Raw genomic sequence first — 20,420 nt, forward strand, 5'->3', positions numbered from 1 at the left:
GAGGGTTCTTGCGATGGATAACCAAGTCAAGCAAGCGTATGAAGCAGCCAAGGCATTGTATGCCCAGCACGGAATTGATACGGACGAGGTGCTGAACAAACTTGCGGATATCAAAGTATCCGTACACTGTTGGCAAGGCGATGATGTTAAAGGCTTTCTGAATAAAGATGGAGAGTTAACAGGTGGTATTTCCGTGACAGGTCAGTATCCGGGGGCTGCGACCACACCTGCTGAACTTCGCAACGATTTGGAGCAAGCTTTCGCTCTGATTCCCGGCAAACATAAGGTCAATCTGCATGCGATCTACACGGATACAGACGAAAAGGTTGAACTGGATCGGATTGAGCCGAAGCATTATGAGAACTGGGTGAAATGGGCCAAAGAACAAGGACTCGGTCTGGACTTTAACCCAACGTGTTTTTCCCATGAAAAATCAAGTGACGGATTCACGCTCAGTCATCCGGACCCTGAGATTCGCAAGTTCTGGATTGATCACTGCAAGGCGTCTCGCCGGATTGGCGCTTACTTCGGCGAACAGCTTGGTCAGACCTGTGTAACCAATGTATGGGTGCCGGACGGATTCAAGGATAATCCGGTGGATCGGCTGACACCACGCAAACGTCTCAAGGAATCGCTGGATGAAGTATTCGGCGAACCACTTAACCCGGAGCACAACCTGGACGCGGTAGAGAGTAAGCTGTTTGGTCTCGGTTCGGAAGCGTATGTGGTGGGCTCTCATGAATTCTATATGGGTTACGGTTTGCAAAATGATACGTTGATCTGTCTTGATGCGGGTCATTTCCATCCAACAGAGGTTATTTCCAATAAACTGTCGTCCCTATCTTTGTTTACTAGCGGCATTCTGCTTCACGTAAGCCGCCCGATGCGCTGGGACAGTGACCATGTGGTAATTATGGACGATGAGTTGCTGGAAATTGCCCGTGAACTGGTTCGACATGATCTGCTTGCGACCACACATATTGGATTGGATTTCTTTGATGCAAGTATTAACCGTGTTGCTGCTTGGGTTGTAGGAACACGTAATACGATCAAAGCCCTTCTGCGTGCGATGCTGGAACCGGTGGATGCCTTGAAACAAGCCGAGTTGGACGGAGATTACACCCTGCGTCTCGCGTTGACGGAAGAGTTCAAATCCTATCCGTTTGGCGCAATCTGGGACTACTATTGTGCTCAGCAAGGCGTTCCAGTTCGTGAAAAGTGGATCACCGATATCAAAACCTATGAACAAGACGTATTGCTACAGCGTGATAAATCATTGGTGTAACCGCATTTATTTTTTGTATAAACCACTACGGAATGAAATTTCCGTGGTGGTTTTTTTGGCATAATCGCGCTGAAATGCATAACTAAGGCGATTGCTTCCATACTAGGAATATAGATCCGTATCGCATACGTATGTCACGCAGAGGAGGATTACTAGAGTTGAATCTAGCCCACAACAAACTGTATATTGCTGCACTTGGCGGCGTGAATGAAATAGGGAAGAATATGTATTTCATCCAGTACAATCAGGACATCATTGTGATTGACTGTGGTTCGAAGTTCCCCGATGAGACCTTGCCGGGTATTGATCTGATCATTCCGGATGTAGCGTATCTGCTGGAGAATCTGGATAAAGTAAGGGGTCTGGTGGTCACCCACGGACACGAGGATCATATCGGTGGCATTCCCTATCTGTTAAAACAAATGAACATCCCGGTGTATGCATCCAGGCTTACGCGCGGGCTGATCGAACTTAAACTGAAAGAGCATGGGCTGCTGCGCCAGGCGGACCTGCACACCATCGATGCTCATTCCAGCATTACGCTGGGAGGGATCGAAGTTTCCTTTTTCGCAACCAGTCATAGTATTCCAGATTGTTTGGGTATCTTTTTTAAGACTCAAGCAGGCAATGTCGTGCATACCGGAGATTTCAAATTTGATATGTCGCCTGTACATGGACCTTTCCCTGATCTGCACCGCATGGCCGAGATAGGTAAGCAGGGGGTTCATATATTGCTCTCCGAGAGTACTAATGCAGAAAGACCCGGATTTACACCTTCCGAGCGTATTGTGGGAGACCACATTCTGGATGCCTTTATCCGTGCAAAACAAAAAGTATTTATCTCCACCTTTGCGTCAAATGTCAGCAGGGTACAGCAGATTGTGAATGCAGCATTCGAGACGGGGCGCAAACTGGCACTGTTGGGCAGAAGTATGGTTAATGTGGTATCGGTGGCCAGTGAATTGGGGTATTTGCAAGTTCCTGACGGATTGTTGATTGAAGCTATCGATTCGGATCAGTTTCCACCTGAACAAGTCGTTGTATTATGTACCGGTAGCCAGGGAGAAGCGATGGCAGCATTATCACGTTTGGCATCAGGTAAGCATCCTCACGTAAGAATTAATGCCGGGGATACGGTCATTATTGCCGCCGGAGCCATTCCGGGTAATGAACGGAATCTTGCACATGTGATTGATAATCTGTATGTACTCGGAGCGCGTGTCATATATGGTTCCAGCGGTGCAGCCGGGATGCATGTATCCGGACACGGCAGTCAGGAAGAACTCAAATTGATGCTGACCCTGATGAAGCCGGATTATCTCATTCCGATCCACGGTGAGTTCCGCATGTTGTATCAACACAGACTGCTTGCCGAGTCCGTAGGAATAGAGCGTGATCATGTGTTCATCGTGAATAATGGGGATATGGTCCAATACAAAGACGGCACTGCTTCTCTGGGCCCCAAAATTGCGTCAGGCAACAGTCTTGTAGACGGTCTGATTATGGGCGATGTCGGCAATATTGTACTACGTGATCGCAGGCAACTATCATCCGATGGCATGCTGGTTATTGTGACTACACTGAGCAAAACGGAGAAACAGATGGTCACGTCACCCGAAATTATCTCCAGAGGTTTTGTGTTCGTCAAGGACTCGGAAGAATTCATGCATGAGATTCATGAGCTGGTTCTGAACCGGATGGGTGAGTTGACCGGGGCTGGTGTGAATCAGTGGAATGTGATCAAAAGAAAGCTGAAAGACGAGATCGGTCACTACATTTACGCTCAAACCAAAAGAAGACCTATGATCTTGCCTATCATTATTGAAGTCTGAGGCCGTACGGAATAGGGAGCATTCTTGTGCTAGTGGCCTGTGCAAACGTGTATATGGAAGCTTAACAGCCTGATGAATGTCGGATCATACTTCTGTATGAACGTCACATTGCCATCGGGCTTTTGCTGTTTATTCGGAGTTGTACCACGTGATGTGTATTAAATTGAGTATGAATCAAATTCGCCATAGGTTTGCGATTCGAAGTATAATAAAAGGTAAACAAGTTAATGAAAATAAGAGGAGTCTTTATGAATAAAACGATTTCTGATATCGCTCAGATGGCAGGTGTGGCGAAGAGCACGGTCTCTCGCTTCCTGAACGGCGGATCTGTTAGTGAAGATACACGCCAGAAGATTGAGCGTATTATCAAACAATACAATTATGTTCCCAACACATTTGCACAGAGCCTAAAGGCGAAGAAGACCAGTATTATCGGTACGGTTGTGCCACGTCTTGATTCTTTTGCAACATCCCAGACATTGATTGGAATTGATGAAGAACTGCGGAGTAATCAGTATCAGATGCTGATCGCGAATACAAGCCAGGATATGCAGCGCGAGATAGACGCCATATATGATTTTGCAAGACAAAAGGTGTCGGGTATTATTCTGCTGGCTGCTGAAGTAACTGAAGCACACTTGAAAGCAGTTGAGGATATAGGCATTCCGGTGTTATTGGTGGGTCAGCAGCATGAGCAACTACATAGTCTGGTTCACAATGATGATCAGGCCGGTTATGAGATGGGTAGATATGTTGTAGGACAGGGTCACCGCAAGATTGTGTATATGGGGGTTAGCGAGAAGGATCAGGCAGTAGGTATCCATCGCAAACAGGGTTTCCAACGAGCAATCGCCGAGTGTGGTGATTGTGAAGTGAAGTATTATGAGACGAGCTTCAAGATGTCAGAAGCCATCATTACCGCTGAGGCTATACTGAAAGAGATCACACCAACGATCATTGTAGGGGCTACAGATAATATCGCACTGGGTGTGATGAAGATTGCATTTTCCAATAAAATTCGCATACCGCAAGAATTATCTGTTACCGGATTTGGCGGATATGATATTACGGAGATGATTCATCCCACGCTGACGACGGTGAAATATCATTATTTGCAGGCAGGCAAAGTAGCCGCGAATCATATTATTCGTCTGGTAAAAGGTGAGTCGGTGGAAGAACGAACAACACTTGATGTAGAACTAATTCCTCGAGAAAGCGTTGACAAATTATAAAAACATCCTTTATGATAATTCCATCGAACCGGTTCCATCGTAAATATCCAATGCGGATATGCGAACACGGGCAGGCACTAATGCCATATGGAATTATTTTTTTTGCATCTAACGGAACCGGTTCCTATATTTTGAATGGAGAACAGCTATGAAAATGACTAGAGAGCAGCGCTACAGACGAATTGAGCAAGCGGAGCCTGGAGAGATTGCGAAGCTTGAAGCACGGATATCCGAATGTCCATGGAGACAGCGTTATCACATTCAGCCGATAACAGGTCTGCTTAATGATCCTAACGGCTTTGCATATTATCAAGGCTATTATCATCTGTTCTATCAGTGGTTTCCACTTGGAACAGAACACGGCATGAAATACTGGTATCATACCCGCTCGAAGAATCTGGTGAACTGGGAAAATGTCGGCATTGCAATCGAACCGGGTGATCCATATGACTCGCACGGAGCTTATTCCGGAAGCGCGATTGAAAAAGACGGCAAACTGCACTTGCTGTACACAGGCAATACGAGGGATGAGGCTTGGGTCAGACATCCGTATCAATGCTTGGCAGTCATGGATGAAAGCGGTTCAGTAAGCAAGCTGAATCATCCGGTCATCTCTTCGGTTCCAAAGGGATACACGGAACACTTCAGAGATCCCAAAGTGTGGCAAGAAGGAGACACGTATTATTGTGTAATCGGAGCGCAGCGAACAGATGAGACGGGATGTACGGTGCTGTATCGCTCAATGGATCTGACAAACTGGGAGTTTCTTGGTGAAATTCGTACGCAGTTAACCTCCTTTGGTTACATGTGGGAGTGTCCCGATTATATGGAGATGGACGGGAAAGGTGTGCTTGTCTTTTCCCCACAAGGCTTAGATGCCATGGGAGATCATTATCAGAATATTTTTCAATCCGGTTATCTGATTGGTGACCCGCTGAATCTACAGACGAGAGAGTTCAATCATGGTGAATTTCAGGAACTGGATCGTGGATTCGACTTCTATGCTCCGCAGACGATGCAAGGCCCGGACGGAAGACGCATTCTGGTTGGATGGATGGGACTTCCCGATCTGGAATATCCGACAGATGATAGTGGTTGGGCTCATTGTCTGACCATTCCTCGGCAGCTGTCATTCCGAGACGGCAAGTTAATCCAACAACCTGTTGCAGAGATGGTGCAATTACGTCTGCAAGAGGAAGGGACTCATATTAACGCAACGATTGACAATGAGAGCCGATCCTTCGCTGGTTTTGAGGGGATTGCCTATGAGCTGAAATGTGAGATAAGCCATGTAGATGCAGAGGTTGTAGGCATCGAATTCCGGGCAAATGGAACTGAAAAAACGGTTCTTCTGTATGACCGAATTCAGCAGAAAGTTGTCCTGGATCGGACGAAGTCTGGTACCAAATTGGCAGAGCAGAATGGCGTTGTACGACGGTGCACGTTTACTGCGGACGTGGTTAAGTTCCATCTGTTCGTAGATTCTTCTTCGGTCGAGATTTTTGTGAATGATGGGGAAGAGGTCTTTACCAGCCGGATTTTCCCAAGCCGGGATAGCGTGGACATTCGTTTCTTTGCACACGGCGGTAAGGCTGATTTGGAAGCAACCCAATGGGATTATTAAGGATTACGTGAGAGGAATGAGATAACATGTCGGAGAATCAACGCATTGCCCAGGAAGTCATACATGCCATCGGGGGCAAAGAGAATATCGCATCTTTTGCACATTGTGCAACCCGTCTTCGGATCATGGTGAAGGATAAAGAGAAGATTGATCAGAAAACGGTCGAGAATATCGAGAAGGTGAAAGGTGCTTTTTTCAACTCAGGTCAATATCAGATTATCTTCGGTACGGGAACGGTGAATCGAATCTTTGAAGAGGTCGAGAAGCTGGGAATCGAAGGATCGTCCAAGGATGATGTGAAGAGTCAGGGGAAAAAGGAAGGAAACGCTTTTCAGCGGGCTGTCCGTACGTTTGGTGACGTATTTGTACCCATTATTCCGGTGCTGGTTGCCACAGGTTTGTTCATGGGCTTGCGCGGATTACTTACTCAGAATGAGATTCTGGCGTTGTTCGGTGCAACACCTGATGATATCTCGCCTAATTTCCTGTTATTCACTCAGATTCTGACGGATACGGCCTTTGCATTCTTACCTGCACTTGTGGCATGGTCCGCGTTCCGTGTATTCGGCGGAAGTCCTGTACTCGGTATCGTACTGGGGCTAATGCTGGTCAATCCGGCATTACCGAATGCTTACGCGGTGGCAGATGGATCAGCACAGCCGCTGCATATGTTCGGCTTCATACCTGTCGTGGGGTATCAGGGATCCGTTCTACCTGCATTCTTCGTTGGTTTGATTGGAGCTAAGTTCGAGAAGGTTCTAAGAAGACGAGTGCCCGAGGCATTGGATTTAATTTTGACTCCTTTTATTACGTTAACCGTCATGATTACGCTTGGACTATTCGCGATTGGTCCTGTGTTCCATTCCCTAGAAGAGTGGGTGCTGCATGGAACAACTGCCGTATTGGATCTTCCGTTTGGCATCGCAGGTATCATCATTGGTTTCTTCCATCAGATTATTGTCGTTACCGGTGTGCATCACATCTTTAATTTCCTGGAGATTCAATTGCTGGAGAAAACGGGATTCAATCCGTTCAACGCCATCATTACCTGTGCCATGGCAGCACAAGGAGCAGCTTGTCTCGCAGTCGGTCTGAAGACCAAAAATATGAAACTCAAAGCACTCGCGTTACCTTCGTCTTTGTCCGCATTTCTGGGCATTACCGAGCCAGCTATTTTCGGTGTTAACTTGCGTTATATGAAACCATTTATTATGGGACTGGTTGGTGGTGGTGTAGGTGGTTTCATCGCTTCCCTGTTCCATCTGCAGGGTACAGGTATGGCTGTAACGGTTATTCCCGGTACATTGCTCTATCTGAATAGCCAACTGCCATTGTACATCTTGTCCAACGTGGTTGCCATGGCCATTGCTTTTGCACTTACTTGGTTCTTCGGATATAAGGATCAACCGGTTGCAGAGGAATCGGTGAGCCATGACAACAGTGGAACGTCATCAGCTGAAGTTAATAGTGTGGATTCTAATTCACAAGTCGATTCAACTAAAAATGTGATTACAAGCAATCGTCCTAGGGTAGATTTACTCGAAATCGCTTCGCCAATGAACGGTACCCTTGTTGCTCTGGAGCAGGTTCCTGACCCTGCATTTTCGGAAAAACACATGGGTGAGGGCATTGCCATTGAGCCATCAGAAGGTAAAGTGTATGCACCATTTGACGGTGTCATCGCACATGTCATGAACAAGAGTAAACATGCGGTGATTCTGGAGCATGAGACAGGTGTACAGATGCTGGTTCATATCGGAATTAATACGGTTGGACTGAAAGGACACGGTTTTACCGCACATGTGAATAGCGGAGATCGTGTAACTGCAGGACAATTGTTGATTGAATTCGACATGGATGTCATTCAGGCTGCGGGTCTGCCGGTGATAACACCTGTGCTGATTCCAAGCGGAAATGAAACCATAGCGACCGTTACAGCAACGTCAACAGGTCATGTTCAAGCGAATGGGGAAGCAGTACTGGTCGTAAAATTTACTGAACCACAATAATGGCACGTTATAAGGGAAATGGTAGAGATTCATCTCTCCCGTTTCCCTTTTTTTGTGTACACTCGTATGAAATCAAAGAAACAGCTCATTGGTAATCTAACCAATCCAAGTGAGTTAGCGCGCAAGGTAGCATCATTATTTTAAAGTTATCCAATCCACGCCTATGAAGAAACAAACGTCAATCTTGGGCCTACAGACCAGCATGCCGTTTCAATCGTTCTGCAATCTGCATCAGATCTTCCGCGGATATCCCTGGCGCAAATTCTTCCGGCAGATCCGGCAACTCAGGTACTGGCCCTCCATAACCCGGCAAGCCGGCAAAAGCCTCCAGTTTTCCACCATCGGTTGGATGTACTCCTTTCCAGATCTGGGCAATGCCCTGATAATCCTTGTCACTAAACGTGTACAGCCTGCGGTGCTCGCCCATCGCTTCCCATTTTCGTGTCGTTTCAAAAGCTTTGTTATCCAGTCGCGGAATAGGGAACATCTTCGTTACATCCACACCCGTTGCAATCTCCAATGCCTTGGCATAGGCCAGAACATGCACACCTCCACGAACAAGCAGATAACCTGTCATTTCACGGGCTGTCTTGTTGTCCGTCATTTCGTAGACTCTCATTTTGTGCGTCCTGGCTCCGCATTCAAGAAAGAAATTATGCAGCAAGTCGAAGATCAGATTGCCACTGCTCACGACGTACGAGCCATTCCAGGGTCTTCCCATGGAGTCATAAGGCAGCGCTGTCTGGGCCGATTCGATAAAATGTGAAGTCATACGTGCATCTTTGCCTACACGCAGCGGGGTGGAGTCCGGGGCGCCTGGTGAAGTGGAACCCTCAAGCATCAGGTTAATCGTATTGGCAACAAGTTCGACATGGCCGAATTCTTCGGCGGTTATACTGGCGACGATATCGTAGAAGGGACGTAGCTTGGACCCGCCTCTGAAATTGAAAGATTGAAACATATAATTATTCAACGTTGACATTTCCCCGAACTTTCCACCCAGTAACTCCTGAACCGCACTAGCTCCATTGGGGTCTGGATTATTCGATATGGGCAGTTCGATGGCAAGACGGTCTACACGCTTAAACATGACATTTCCCCCTCAATCCTAGTTACTGTAAAAGTATGAAGGGTTACTTGTACGTTATTCGATCATTTGTGAAACAAAAAACGTTCTGCCAGAGCTTTAGGCTCTGAGCAGAACGTTAGATGAGTTCTTATTTGGAAGCTACGCCAACAACGCTGGTTCCATTTTTCGTGATTTTGTACGTAACAACATCTCCGTTCCAGAAGTGGAACTTAAGGGTGACTTCGCCATCATTGGTTTCATTGAAGAAGTTTGGTTTCAGCTCAATCACATTACGATCGTAATCTGGGCTAAATGTATAGGAGAACTCTTTGAACGAAGTCCAGTTCTGTGGACCGGCGTTTTCTCCGTTTGCATATGTCGCTTCCATGGTAGCGAGTTGATTGCCGTTAAACGTAGTCGGAATGGCAAATGCACTGGTCGTACCAGTCCCATCGCTCAACGTAGGCGTGTCATATTTAATGATATTGAAGTTCCAGTCGGCACCTTGGTTGAATCCTGCTGTGAGTGTGGCATTTACACCTAAATCACCAGCGGCTGTCAATTTGGTTAACAGGTTGGATTTTAACGTAAGTACATCTTTTCTGATCGTATAGTCTTTACCTCTGACAAGAGGCGTATTGCCATTCTTCAAAGAATTGAATTTGTTGCCATTCAGATTAAGTTTTACTTTTTTATCTTGGATGGCTTCATTTTGTTTAAGATATACGAGGTCCGTTTCAGCTGTGGATGATCGACCAGTCCAGCTGGCTTGCATCGTATTGAATAATTCTTGGTCAGACCAAGTAAAGCTTGTGCGTCCGAAATGCTGCCCATTGTCCCATAACATCGTTGCCATCTGTTTTTGACGCAGGTAATGTCCAACGAATTCGAAGAATTTCAGCTTTTCGCCTTGCTCAATGACACCTGTGTGCTGATCAAATCCAAGCAAGCCATACTCACCAACGATCACTGGGATACCTTTAGCTGTAAAAGCATTGTATACCCGATCGAATGTATCGGTAATGTCTTTTTGTACTTCTTCGTTATACGTGGTGTTACCTGCGATGTTCACACTGAATGGCCAGAACCCGTAATAGTGAACGGTTGCAATAATATTGGTGTCATTCAATTTCTGAATGGTCTTATTCAGTTCATCCAGATCAGGTTGAGCGGAAGAGGTATGCATCGTTGGAAGCACAAGTGGACGTGTCTCGTTGTTTCCACCGGAAGTTCTTACGATCTTGTGAAAAGAAGTATTCAACTCGTCCAGCATGCGATATCCAATCGCTGCATCTGTTGTGCCGCCTTCAGAGAAACGTGGTTCGTTAACACTTTCGAACATGAGCTTATCGGGTGCATCTTTGAACTTGTCTGCAATCTGAGTCCAAGCAGCGTTGTAACGTGCAAGCACGTTGTCATGGTCTTTCTCCATGTAACTGATCCAACGCCAGGAATCATGGTGAAGATTGATCATGACATAGAGATCGGCATCGAGGGCCCAGTTTACTACTTCTTGAACCCGGTTCATGTAAGCGGAATCAATTGTGTAGTCGGGTGCATCACCGATGTGGGCTTCCCAGGTCACAGGGATACGGATACTGTTGTAACCCTCATCTGCGATTGATTGAATCAGTTCCTTTGTAATGCGCGGGTTGCCCCAGGCAGTTTCATCTTCACCAACGGCATCCAGAGAGTTACCCAGATTCCATCCCGGCTCCATGGCGTTCACGTAGGCCTGCATTTTGCTTGGCGCAGCTGAGGTACTGGCCTGTTCACTATTGTCAGTTGCAGCGGAAGCCATAGCCGAAGAGAACAGAGACAGAATCATGGCAGTTACAAGTGTAAGAGAGAGGACCGGTTTACGGTTTTTTTTCATCAATATAGTCTCCTTATCAGATAGAATGGTTGAACTTGAATAGCTGTTAAGCAGGAGTGAAAATAGAGCTCAACGCAAACAAAAAACTACTTGTTTAATACTGGAATCACCACCGATTTATGTACTGAAAGCGTTTTCGTAATTTACTATATCATGATTTAATTTTGGACAATACCTGCATAATTTGGAGAAAAATCATGTGGAAATTAGTGGTTATGATCATTTTGGAATATCATATCTCATAAACGTGACTTAATTTTTCACATGAAACGTTTCCGTTGATAAGAGCATTAGCTCTACAATCTGTTTGTTCATATACTGTGGGGTGGTTGGAAAATCCTCTTCAATCCAGCGAATTATAAGACCCGCGACTCCATGCGCCCGGTAGATATATAGCCATTTGGGATCGATTGGTGATCCTTCAGCAAGCTCATATTCGTATTCAGCGACAAACAAATCTTCGATGACTCGTGCCATTTGATAACGGAAATCGACCTGAATGTGATCGCTAAGTAACAATTTGTATAATGCGGCTTGTTCCTTTAAATACATAAACAACGTAATGTCCTCGGTATGCATTTCTTTCAAATTCACTTTGGATATGGATCTGTAGGGATTTTTAATTTGTTGAATGAATTCCTGTAATACATCCTGAATAACCTCTTTTAGCAGATCCTCTTTGGTTGCAAAATTGGAATAGAATGTGCCCCGATTATAGTTGGCCTCCCGCACAATTTCAGAGATGGATATCTGATGAAACGGTTTTTGAAAAAGCAACTTCATAAACGTTTCTTTGATATCCGATGTAGAGCGCAGGACGCGTTTGTCTAACCGATCTGTCATTATCATGTCACCTCGTTAACAGTATCCTTCATATAAGCCATTTCTGCAACTTGGTATACAAGAAGGGATGATTTGTACATTAACATACAAATCCGGGTACATTACGGATTGAATAAGGCCCCTGTTATAGATATATTGAGGATTGTTTAAAATTAATATTATTGGAGGTATTCATATGACATTTCCCGTATTAGAAGGAAAAGTAGCTATTGTTACTGGTGCAGCCATGGGCATGGGTGAAGCAACTGCCAGACTTTTTGCCGAGGCCAAAGCAAAGGTTATCGTTGCTGATTTTAACGAAGAAAAGGGGCAGGCTGTAGCTGAAGCTATTCGTGCGGCTGAAGGTGAATCCGCTTTCGTGAAGGTCGATATCTCCAAGTCTGAAGAAGTACAGGCCATGGTGAAATTTGCAGTCGAAACGTATGGACAACTGGACGTGGCCGTGAATAATGCCGCTCTTACTCCAGATGATAAGCCAGCAGCAGAATTTGACGAAGCCTACTGGCAGCGTTTGATTTCAGTTGATCTTACAGGTACTGCCCTATGTATGAAATATGAACTTCAGCAAATGCTGAAACAAGGCAAGGGCGGCTCCATTATTAACATTTCTTCTGTAAGCGGATTCCGGCCACAACCAAACAATATCGCGTATGTTGCTGCCAAACATGGTGTGGTTGGCATGACCAAAGTGGCTGCGATGGAAAACGGACCACATAACATTCGAGTGAATAATGTTGCGCCAGGAGCGATTGATACACCGATGCTTCGGGGGGCTTTGGATCAATTCGGTTTTACAGCTGAGGAGTACGCACCGCAGTTAAGTCTACTTAATCGTTTTGGACAGCCTGACGAAATCGCTCAAGCCAGTCTGTGGTTGGCATCCGATGCATCATCTTATATTACTGGAACAACGATTCACGCAGACGCAGGGTATACATCCCGTTAATCCAATTGACAATTGTTCTAATTCTTGTTAATCTTTTATCCAATCCGCATAATTGTGATCTGGGAATGTTACCGATATGGGCATAACCTGAGCTGGCTTGTTTACACGTAATCGTGTACCCAGGCTGGTTCGGGTTTTTTCTATTTTGTCTTTTTAATATTTCTTGCGATTTGAGCGGATAGATGAGTTACATATTTGGAAGGAGAATGATGATGACGAATTTTAAATTTCCTAAAGACTTTCTGTGGGGTGGAGCCATTGCTGCCAATCAGGCGGAGGGCGCGTATCTGGAAGATGGCAAAGGGCTGAGTATCGTTGACTTGCTGCCGACCGGAGAGAACCGCAGAAGCATTATGAAAGGAAATGTTCCAGCTTTTACACCGCTCGCTACCGAGTTCTATCCTTCGCATGAAGCGATCGATTTCTATCACCGTTACCCTGAAGATATTGCTCTATTTGCAGAAATGGGATTCAAAGCACTGCGTGTCTCCATTGCCTGGGCACGGATTTTCCCAACAGGAGAAGATGCGCAGCCGAATGAAGCAGGATTGCAATTTTACGATAGCCTATTTGATGAATTGTTGAAGAACGGCATTGAACCTGTGGTTACATTGGCTCACTTTGATGTGCCTGTGCATCTGATTGAGAAGTACGGCAGCTGGAGAAGTCGTGAACTGGTAACGTTATTCGAGACTTATGCTGCTACGGTATTCACTCGATACAAAGACAAGGTGAAATACTGGATGACTTTCAATGAGATCAACATGCTGCTACATCTTCCTTTCCTTGGGGCGGGGCTGGCGTTCAATGAAGGGGATAACATCAAGGAAATTCAATATCAGGCTGCTCATCATCAACTGGTTGCAAGTGCACTTGCAGTCAAGGCGTGTCATGAGATTATTCCTGGTGCCATGATCGGTTGTATGCTTGCGGCAGGAAGCTTCTATCCGTATACCTGTAATCCGGAAGATGTGTTCCAGGGTATGGAAAAAGACAGAGAGTCCTATTTCTTCATCGATGTGCAGTCCCGTGGGGAATATCCGGGTTACGCCAAACGTTTCTTCAAGGACCACGAATTGAACATCGTTATGCAGCCGGGTGATGCGGAAATCTTGAAGAATCATACCGTAGATTATATCGGGTTCAGCTACTATTCTAGTCGTACAACCAGTACCGATCCGGAAGTCATCAAAAATATGACCAGCGGTAATGTATTTGGCTCGGTAGCGAATCCATATCTGGCGAAGTCCGAGTGGGGTTGGACGATTGATCCCAAAGGGTTCCGCATTACCGCCAATCAACTGCATGACCGTTATCAGAAGCCACTGTTTGTTGTTGAGAATGGATTTGGTGCCAATGACGTGGTTACACCGGAAGGTGAAGTGGATGATGCGTACCGGATTGACTACTTGAAACGACATGTAGCTGAAATGGGTGAGGCCATTCAGGATGGGGTTAACATCATCGGTTACACCAGCTGGGGACCTATTGATATTGTAAGTGCATCCTCAGGTGAGATGAGAAAACGTTATGGCTACATTTACGTGGATCGTAATAATGAAGGTCAAGGTGAGCTGACACGACTGAAGAAGAAAAGTTTTGAGTGGTACAAAAATGTAATCGAATCCAACGGAACGAATCTGGGTGACGAGTAGTTTATATTTTTCTGCATTAAAATGGTTTTATACGGCAATAAAACATCGGAAGTTTCATCTATATAAATTGAACTAAACATTTACACAAAACGGAGAGGACAGAAAAAAGCTGGAGATAACACCGATCGGAAGGTTGTTCTGTCATCGGAGTAGCTAGTGTAACTATTCTCTAGTTCAATTTATATAACCATGGGACTTCCGATTGTACTCACATTGAAAGCGTTGACATATAGTCAGGTTCGCGCTATACTTGACGCAAATATATCGTTTCTGGGATTGTTACTACACGAAGTAGGCAAAACCTAAGCACCAAAAAAAGCAGACCACCATGTCTTGTTTATTTTGTGATGCTTCAGGTTTTTTTTGTATGCCCAAAAGACGATGTATAACTGCCAAGAGAGTGGAACGTGACGGGGGGATTGAAGTGAAAATAGCAAAGGTTATCAACAATAACGTCATTAGCATCTATCAAGCAGATGGAGCAGAGCTTGTGGTGATGGGGCGTGGGATTGCCTTTAAGAAAAAGCCGGGGGATAAAGTAGACGAGACCCGTATCCAGAAAGTATTTGCATTGAAAAACAAACAGACATCCGATAATTTCAAAATGCTACTGCGCGAAGTTCCGATGGAACTGATTGAAATTGTGGAGGAGATCATCACGTATGCGCGTGAAAATCTGGGACGAAAGTTGAATGAGAACATTTATGTATCCCTTACGGATCATATTAACTTTGCGATTGAACGCTATCGGGAAGGTGTGGAGATCAAGAACGCATTAATGTGGGAGATCAAGCAATTGTACAAGCCCGAGTTCGGACTTGGCCTGAGGACGCTGGAACAGATCAACACTCGAATGAATATTGAGCTTCCAACCGATGAAGCGGCTTATATTGCTCTTCATATTGTCAACGCAGAGATGAACGAAGAAGTTATTACAACGATGAATATTACGAAGTTTATCCAGCAGATTATTAATATAGCGAAATATCATTTCAAAATGGAATTTGATGAGGACTCTCTCAGTTATTTTCGCTTTATCACACACCTGAAGTTCTTCTCCCAGCGTGTGCTCAGTGGTACGCATTACGACAACAACTATGATCATTTCTATGACATGATTAAGGAAAAACATCCGGATGCCGCAGCGTGTACGGAGAAAATTGAGTTGTTTGTCAAAAAGGAATACAACCATGAGTTGACCAATGAAGAAAAATTGTATCTGACGGTTCATATCGAACGGGTGGTTAATCGATAATATTTAAATGTTGACAAAAATGGTTTAATTATAATAATATGTGATTAACAGGAATTGAATACGATTTAACTGGGATTGTTACTGGTTATGCAGGCAAAACCTAAGTCATGAGAAGGTCAGGACCATTGTGTCCCCTTGCTCAAGGCTTAGGTTTTTTGCGTGCAAAAAATTCGGTAAAGAGCCTGTTTGAGAAAAAGTGGGGGTGCAGATCATGAGTCAAGAGAAACTGGCCAAAGAGATTGTAGAACTGGTCGGCGGTGAGAAAAATGTGGAATCACTGGTGCATTGTGCAACACGATTGCGGTTTGTATTGAAGGACGATGCCAAGGCAGACAAAGCCAAACTGGAGAAAACAGAAGGCATCATCGCAGTCAAAGAAAATGGAGGACAGTTCCAGGTGGTTGTTGGTAACAAGGTGCCTGAAGTCTATAGTGCCATTGGACAGATTAGTAACATTCTGGACGATTCGTCAGATAAAGAAAAACCTCGCAAAGCAGCCAAAGGGCTCGGGGGGATTATCGATATCATATCCAGCATTTTTGCACCACTTCTGGGTGTTATGGCGGGAGCGGGTATTCTAAAAGGGTTATTGTTGATTGCAAGCAATATCGGATGGCTGGAAACGACAGAAACAACATATACGATCCTGTATGCAGCAGCAGATAGTCTATTCTACTTCCTGCCTCTGTTGTTAGCGGTTACAACAGCACGTAAATTCCAGGGAAATATGTTTGTCGCGATGACGATTGCAGGAGCACTGATCTATCCGTCCATCGTCACGTTGAAATCAGAGGGAACACCAACGGATTTCTTCGGCATCCCTGTCATTTTGATGAACTATTCATCTACAGTTATTCCTATCATTTTAGCTGTCATCGTCATGAGCAAGTTGGAAAAGTTCTTTAATAAAACACTTCACGATAGTGTGAAAAACTTTGTTACGCCATTATTTTTGCTAGTGATTATGGTACCACTGACACTGTTGGTATTCGGACCATTTGGTGTCTACGTTGGTAATGCAATTGCAGCGGGACTCGTTGCCGCATTTGGATTTAGTCCATTGCTCGCTGGAGCCGTTATGGGTGCAAGCTGGCAGCTGCTCGTTATCTTCGGAATACACTGGGGTCTGATTCCCGTATTTATCAACAACGTTGCCGTGTATGGACAGGATGGGGTTAAACCAGCTGCGACAGCTTCAATCTTTGCTCAAACGGGTGCTGCTTTTGGGGTTATGCTGAAAACCAAGAACAAAAAACTGAAAACATTAGCGGGATCATCCACATTGACGGCTTTGTTCGGTATTACGGAACCGGCCATCTATGGGGTAACATTACCACTTAAACGTCCATTCATTGCAGGAGTTATCGGTGGTGCAGTTGGTGGAGCTATCATTGGTCAAGCGGGCACATTAGCATTTGCGTCCGGCGCACCGGGTTTGCTGACCTTGCCAATCTTCTACGGACCAGGTGGACAAGGCTTCCCAGGATTGATTCTGGGTATCGTAGTATCCTTTGTCGTCTCGGCTGTACTGACATACATCATGGGTTTCAAAGATCCAGTTGAAGAAGAAACAAAAACCGAATCTGCTGCATCTACCGAGCAATCTGTTCGTGCAGCGGATGCCTCAGACGAAGTTGTATTTAGCCCAATTGAAGGAACAATTGTGGAATTGTCAGAAGTTCCAGATCCGGCGTTTGCATCCGGAGCAATGGGTAAAGGAATCGCGATTGAGCCAGCTGTAGGTAGAGTCGTAGCACCTTTTGATGGTACAGTTACCGTTGCATTCAAGAAAAAACATGCCTTGGCAGTTGTGTCAGACACGGGTGCTGAAATATTGGTTCACGTCGGAGTCGATACCGTCAAATTGGACGGTCAGCATTTTACCTCTCATATCAAAGAAGGGGACCGCGTCCGAGCGGGAGATCTGTTGCTTGAATTCGATATTGCACAGATTAAGGCTGCTGGTTATCACACGGTAACGCCGATTATCGTAACGAATTCCGCCAACTACGAGGAAGTCATTCCGCAGGCTAAAGGCAATGTTCATAGCCAGGAGCTGTTATTGAAGTTGTACAGCGGAAAGGGACAGGAATAAAATAAGAATAGATACAAATTCGATACTTTAGAGTTTTCATGGTTCCGTTGACATGGTGGAATTGGAAAATTATAATTAGAATTGTACATCTATACATGATAATGAAAGGTGGATTATTGAATATGACACATGCGATGAGACTGCGTTTCCTTCCTTTGAATCGGTAATAGAATACGTTCAAAGGCTCTGACCATTGGTTCAGAGTAAACGGGATCAGTCTGTCATTTTCAAACATCTGACCTTAAAATAAGTGTTACACTCGTTTTCTCGTTTACATTGAATCACAGGCCCTTGCCTGTGATTTTTTGTTTTCTTATGACTATTTTTAATTAGGTAAGGGTTTCAATACAAATTATAGGAGGTACCGCTATGATGACGTTACTGTTCTATTGATACGAGCTGGCACGATCAGCTCGTATCGATAGAAGCGTGCTTCGCTATCGATACGAAATAAATCTTATTTCGGAGGTAGCGAATATGGAAAAGATATGTTTTGAATTAGAACAGGTTGAGATGACCTATATGGATAAAACAGTACTGAATATTGAGCGACTGGCTGTTCATCAACTGGATCGCATCGGTATAGTGGGTGGTAATGGTCAGGGTAAAAGTACGTTGTTGAAACTCATTGCAGGACAGATCCAGCCGACAGCCGGAAAGGTGAAAAGGTACGCGGAGTTTGGCTATTTGGAACAAGTGGAACCACCCCAGGCTAATGGAAATCTGGAAGTTGACGGGGCTTTACTGAGTAAATTAGCCATACCTCAACATGATCAACCATGGAGTGGCGGAGAACAGACCCGTATGAAACTGGCTCAAATGTTCACTCATTACCACGAAGTATTGTTGCTGGATGAACCAACAACCCATCTGGATCAAGAGGGCATTGTGTTCTTACTGGATGAATTGCGTTATTACTATGGGGCGCTTGTGCTGATCAGTCATGATCGTGCAGTTCTGGATGAGCTTGTAACCACGATCTGGGAAATTCATCAGGGAGAGGTTCACGTCTATTCCGGCAATTATAGTGACTATCAGGCACAGAAAAGACTGGAGCGTGAACAGCAGAATCAGGCCCATGAACAATTCTCCAAGGAGAAAAGACGATTGGAGCTGGCCGCCAGGGAAAAGATGAAGAAAGCCGAGAAAATAACACAGGCTGGAAGCATGTCCAAAAAAGAATCCAAGGCAAAAACAAACCGTATGGTTGAAACCAAATCCAAAGGCACCAGTCAAAAAGCGGTACACCGCGCAGCTAAAGCGATTGAACAGCGTATGCAACAACTTCATGAGGTAAAAGCGGTACAAGAGGATCGGCCGATTATCTTCCGTCAACCGAAAACACTGGAGCTGCATAACCGCTTTCCGATTATGGCAGATCGCCTTACGCTTGAGGTGGAAGGTAACGTATTGTTGGAGAGTGTAAGTTTTCAAATTCCATTAAAACAAAAAATAGCGATAACCGGAGCCAATGGCAGTGGGAAAAGCACATTGCTTAACCATGTTTTCCATGCTGGAGATCACATCACGATGTCTCCAAAAGCGAAGCTTGGTTATTTTCAGCAAATGAGCTATCGTTTCACGACAAAAGAGACCGTATTACAATTCCTGAAAAATCGTTCGGAATATGAGGAATCAGAGCTTAGAAGTGCGTTGCACGCGATGCAATTCACTGGTAATGACCTGCTTAAGAATGTTGGTACATTAAGTGGAGGGGAAGCGATTCGTCTTCAATTATGTCACTTGTTTCTTGGACAATATAACATTCTATTGTTGGATGAGCCGACGAATTTTCTTGATATGCATGCATTGGAAGCGTTGGAGCGTTTTATCAAGGCGTATGAGGGGACCATTTTGTATATATCTCATGATCAGAGGTTTATTGAAAATACAGCGGATCAACAATTTCAGATTACAGAGCGCCAATTGCTTCAGGTGACTAGATAATAACGAATAGAGCAAAAGAAGTAACGAAAACCGCCAAAGTGCTTTTGGCGGTTTTGTCATTTTCAAAGATAGGCAGATCGGATACCTTATGTAGCTTCTATTAAGACTCCGCTTTTACAACCGTTGAATGCATGTTACCTGTAAGTCGTTGTGGGGGGAAAACCATACGCACAGGTGCAATGATAATCGCAGCAAATACAGCTTTGATCAGATCGCCTATAATGTAAGGATAAAACCCTTGAATCATAGCCTCAGGTAGGTCCATTTTGTATGCATAGGCAAGCCAAGGAACCCCGGATACATATACGAGCAGTGAACCAAACAGTTCAAATATGATAAAAGCGAGAATGAATCCTGTGACACCTTTGATGTTAATTTTTGCAAGCAGCAATCCAATTAATAATGCCGAGATCGGCCACATCATCACATATCCTCCGGTAGGTCCAAGAAGTACTGCAAGTCCTCCGGTCCCGTGCAGTAATGGGAAACCTAGAGCGGTGAGCAGAACAACCATGGTAACGCTTAGAAAACCATAAAGTGGACCAAGTAATCCTCCAGCCAGCATGACAGCCAAGGTCTGTAATGTTATCGGTACAGGGGAGAAGCCAATGGGAATACTTATGTAACCAAAAAGTACTAAAATTGCGGCCATAAGTGCGCTGAATACAATGCCTCGCAAAGATAATTTCATGTTTGAACAATCCTCTCCATTTTGGTAATATGATTGTTAACCAATTAAATAAATGTGGTTA

Annotated in this window: 14 protein-coding genes; 10 read left to right on the forward strand and 4 right to left on the reverse strand. The window is 44.8% G+C overall.

The features are described 5' to 3' along the window. Positions 1-13: 13 nt before the first annotated feature. The 5 genes from rhaA (at position 14) to NYE45_RS12960 (ending at position 7,982) form a co-directional block, all read left to right on the forward strand. Positions 14-1,285, forward strand: a complete 1,272-nt coding sequence (gene rhaA, locus NYE45_RS12940; RefSeq protein ID WP_076330939.1) for an L-rhamnose isomerase — start codon at positions 14-16, stop codon at positions 1,283-1,285. A gap of 131 nt (positions 1,286-1,416) precedes the next feature. Then, entirely contained in the window at positions 1,417-3,117 is a 1,701-nt protein-coding gene (locus NYE45_RS12945; protein WP_340016933.1) for a ribonuclease J, read from the forward strand. A 248-nt stretch (positions 3,118-3,365) separates the two neighbouring features. Further along, entirely contained in the window at positions 3,366-4,349 is a 984-nt protein-coding gene (locus NYE45_RS12950) for a LacI family DNA-binding transcriptional regulator (protein WP_340016934.1), read from the forward strand. Between the two features lie 148 nt (positions 4,350-4,497). Then, the gene (locus tag NYE45_RS12955; protein ID WP_340016935.1) at positions 4,498-5,973 is read left to right on the forward strand and encodes a sucrose-6-phosphate hydrolase; all 1,476 of its coding nucleotides are present in this window, start codon (positions 4,498-4,500) and stop codon (positions 5,971-5,973) included. Between the two features lie 26 nt (positions 5,974-5,999). Further along, positions 6,000-7,982, forward strand: coding sequence for a sucrose-specific PTS transporter subunit IIBC (locus NYE45_RS12960; protein WP_340016936.1), 1,983 nt, complete (start codon positions 6,000-6,002; stop codon positions 7,980-7,982). A gap of 190 nt (positions 7,983-8,172) precedes the next feature. Here the strand turns inward: NYE45_RS12960 and NYE45_RS12965 are convergent, their stop codons facing one another. From NYE45_RS12965 to NYE45_RS12975, 3 genes are all read right to left on the reverse strand, one after another. Next, on the reverse strand, positions 8,173-9,072 hold the full coding sequence (locus NYE45_RS12965) for a manganese catalase family protein (protein ID WP_340016937.1): 900 nt from the start codon (positions 9,070-9,072) through the stop codon (positions 8,173-8,175). A gap of 127 nt (positions 9,073-9,199) precedes the next feature. Next, complete coding sequence (locus NYE45_RS12970) at positions 9,200-10,930, reverse strand: cellulase family glycosylhydrolase (RefSeq protein WP_340016938.1); 1,731 nt, start codon at positions 10,928-10,930, stop codon at positions 9,200-9,202. A 249-nt stretch (positions 10,931-11,179) separates the two neighbouring features. Next, the gene (locus tag NYE45_RS12975; RefSeq protein ID WP_340016939.1) at positions 11,180-11,770 is read right to left on the reverse strand and encodes a TetR/AcrR family transcriptional regulator; all 591 of its coding nucleotides are present in this window, start codon (positions 11,768-11,770) and stop codon (positions 11,180-11,182) included. Positions 11,771-11,945: 175 nt separating this feature from the next. Between NYE45_RS12975 and NYE45_RS12980 the strand changes: the two genes are divergently transcribed. The 5 genes from NYE45_RS12980 to abc-f all read left to right on the forward strand — a co-directional run bounded on the left by NYE45_RS12980 (position 11,946) and on the right by abc-f (position 19,668). Next, entirely contained in the window at positions 11,946-12,716 is a 771-nt protein-coding gene (locus tag NYE45_RS12980; protein ID WP_340016940.1) for an SDR family NAD(P)-dependent oxidoreductase, read from the forward strand. Positions 12,717-12,928: 212 nt separating this feature from the next. Beyond that, entirely contained in the window at positions 12,929-14,371 is a 1,443-nt protein-coding gene (locus tag NYE45_RS12985; protein ID WP_340016941.1) for a 6-phospho-beta-glucosidase, read from the forward strand. A gap of 424 nt (positions 14,372-14,795) precedes the next feature. After that, on the forward strand, positions 14,796-15,626 hold the full coding sequence (locus NYE45_RS12990) for a PRD domain-containing protein (protein ID WP_076330948.1): 831 nt from the start codon (positions 14,796-14,798) through the stop codon (positions 15,624-15,626). Positions 15,627-15,837: 211 nt separating this feature from the next. After that, complete coding sequence (locus NYE45_RS12995; RefSeq protein WP_340016942.1) at positions 15,838-17,721, forward strand: beta-glucoside-specific PTS transporter subunit IIABC; 1,884 nt, start codon at positions 15,838-15,840, stop codon at positions 17,719-17,721. Positions 17,722-18,198: 477 nt separating this feature from the next. Further along, complete coding sequence (gene abc-f / locus NYE45_RS13000) at positions 18,199-19,668, forward strand: ABC-F type ribosomal protection protein (protein WP_340016943.1); 1,470 nt, start codon at positions 18,199-18,201, stop codon at positions 19,666-19,668. Between the two features lie 100 nt (positions 19,669-19,768). On the opposite strand, the gene NYE45_RS13005 is transcribed toward abc-f, so the two are convergent. Beyond that, positions 19,769-20,359 (reverse strand): biotin transporter BioY, encoded by a 591-nt coding sequence (locus NYE45_RS13005; RefSeq protein ID WP_340016944.1) that lies wholly within the window; start codon positions 20,357-20,359, stop codon positions 19,769-19,771. Positions 20,360-20,420 lie beyond the last annotated feature (61 nt).

Source organism: Paenibacillus sp. FSL K6-1318 (genome assembly GCF_037976905.1).
Lineage (GTDB): Bacteria > Bacillota > Bacilli > Paenibacillales > Paenibacillaceae > Paenibacillus > Paenibacillus amylolyticus_A.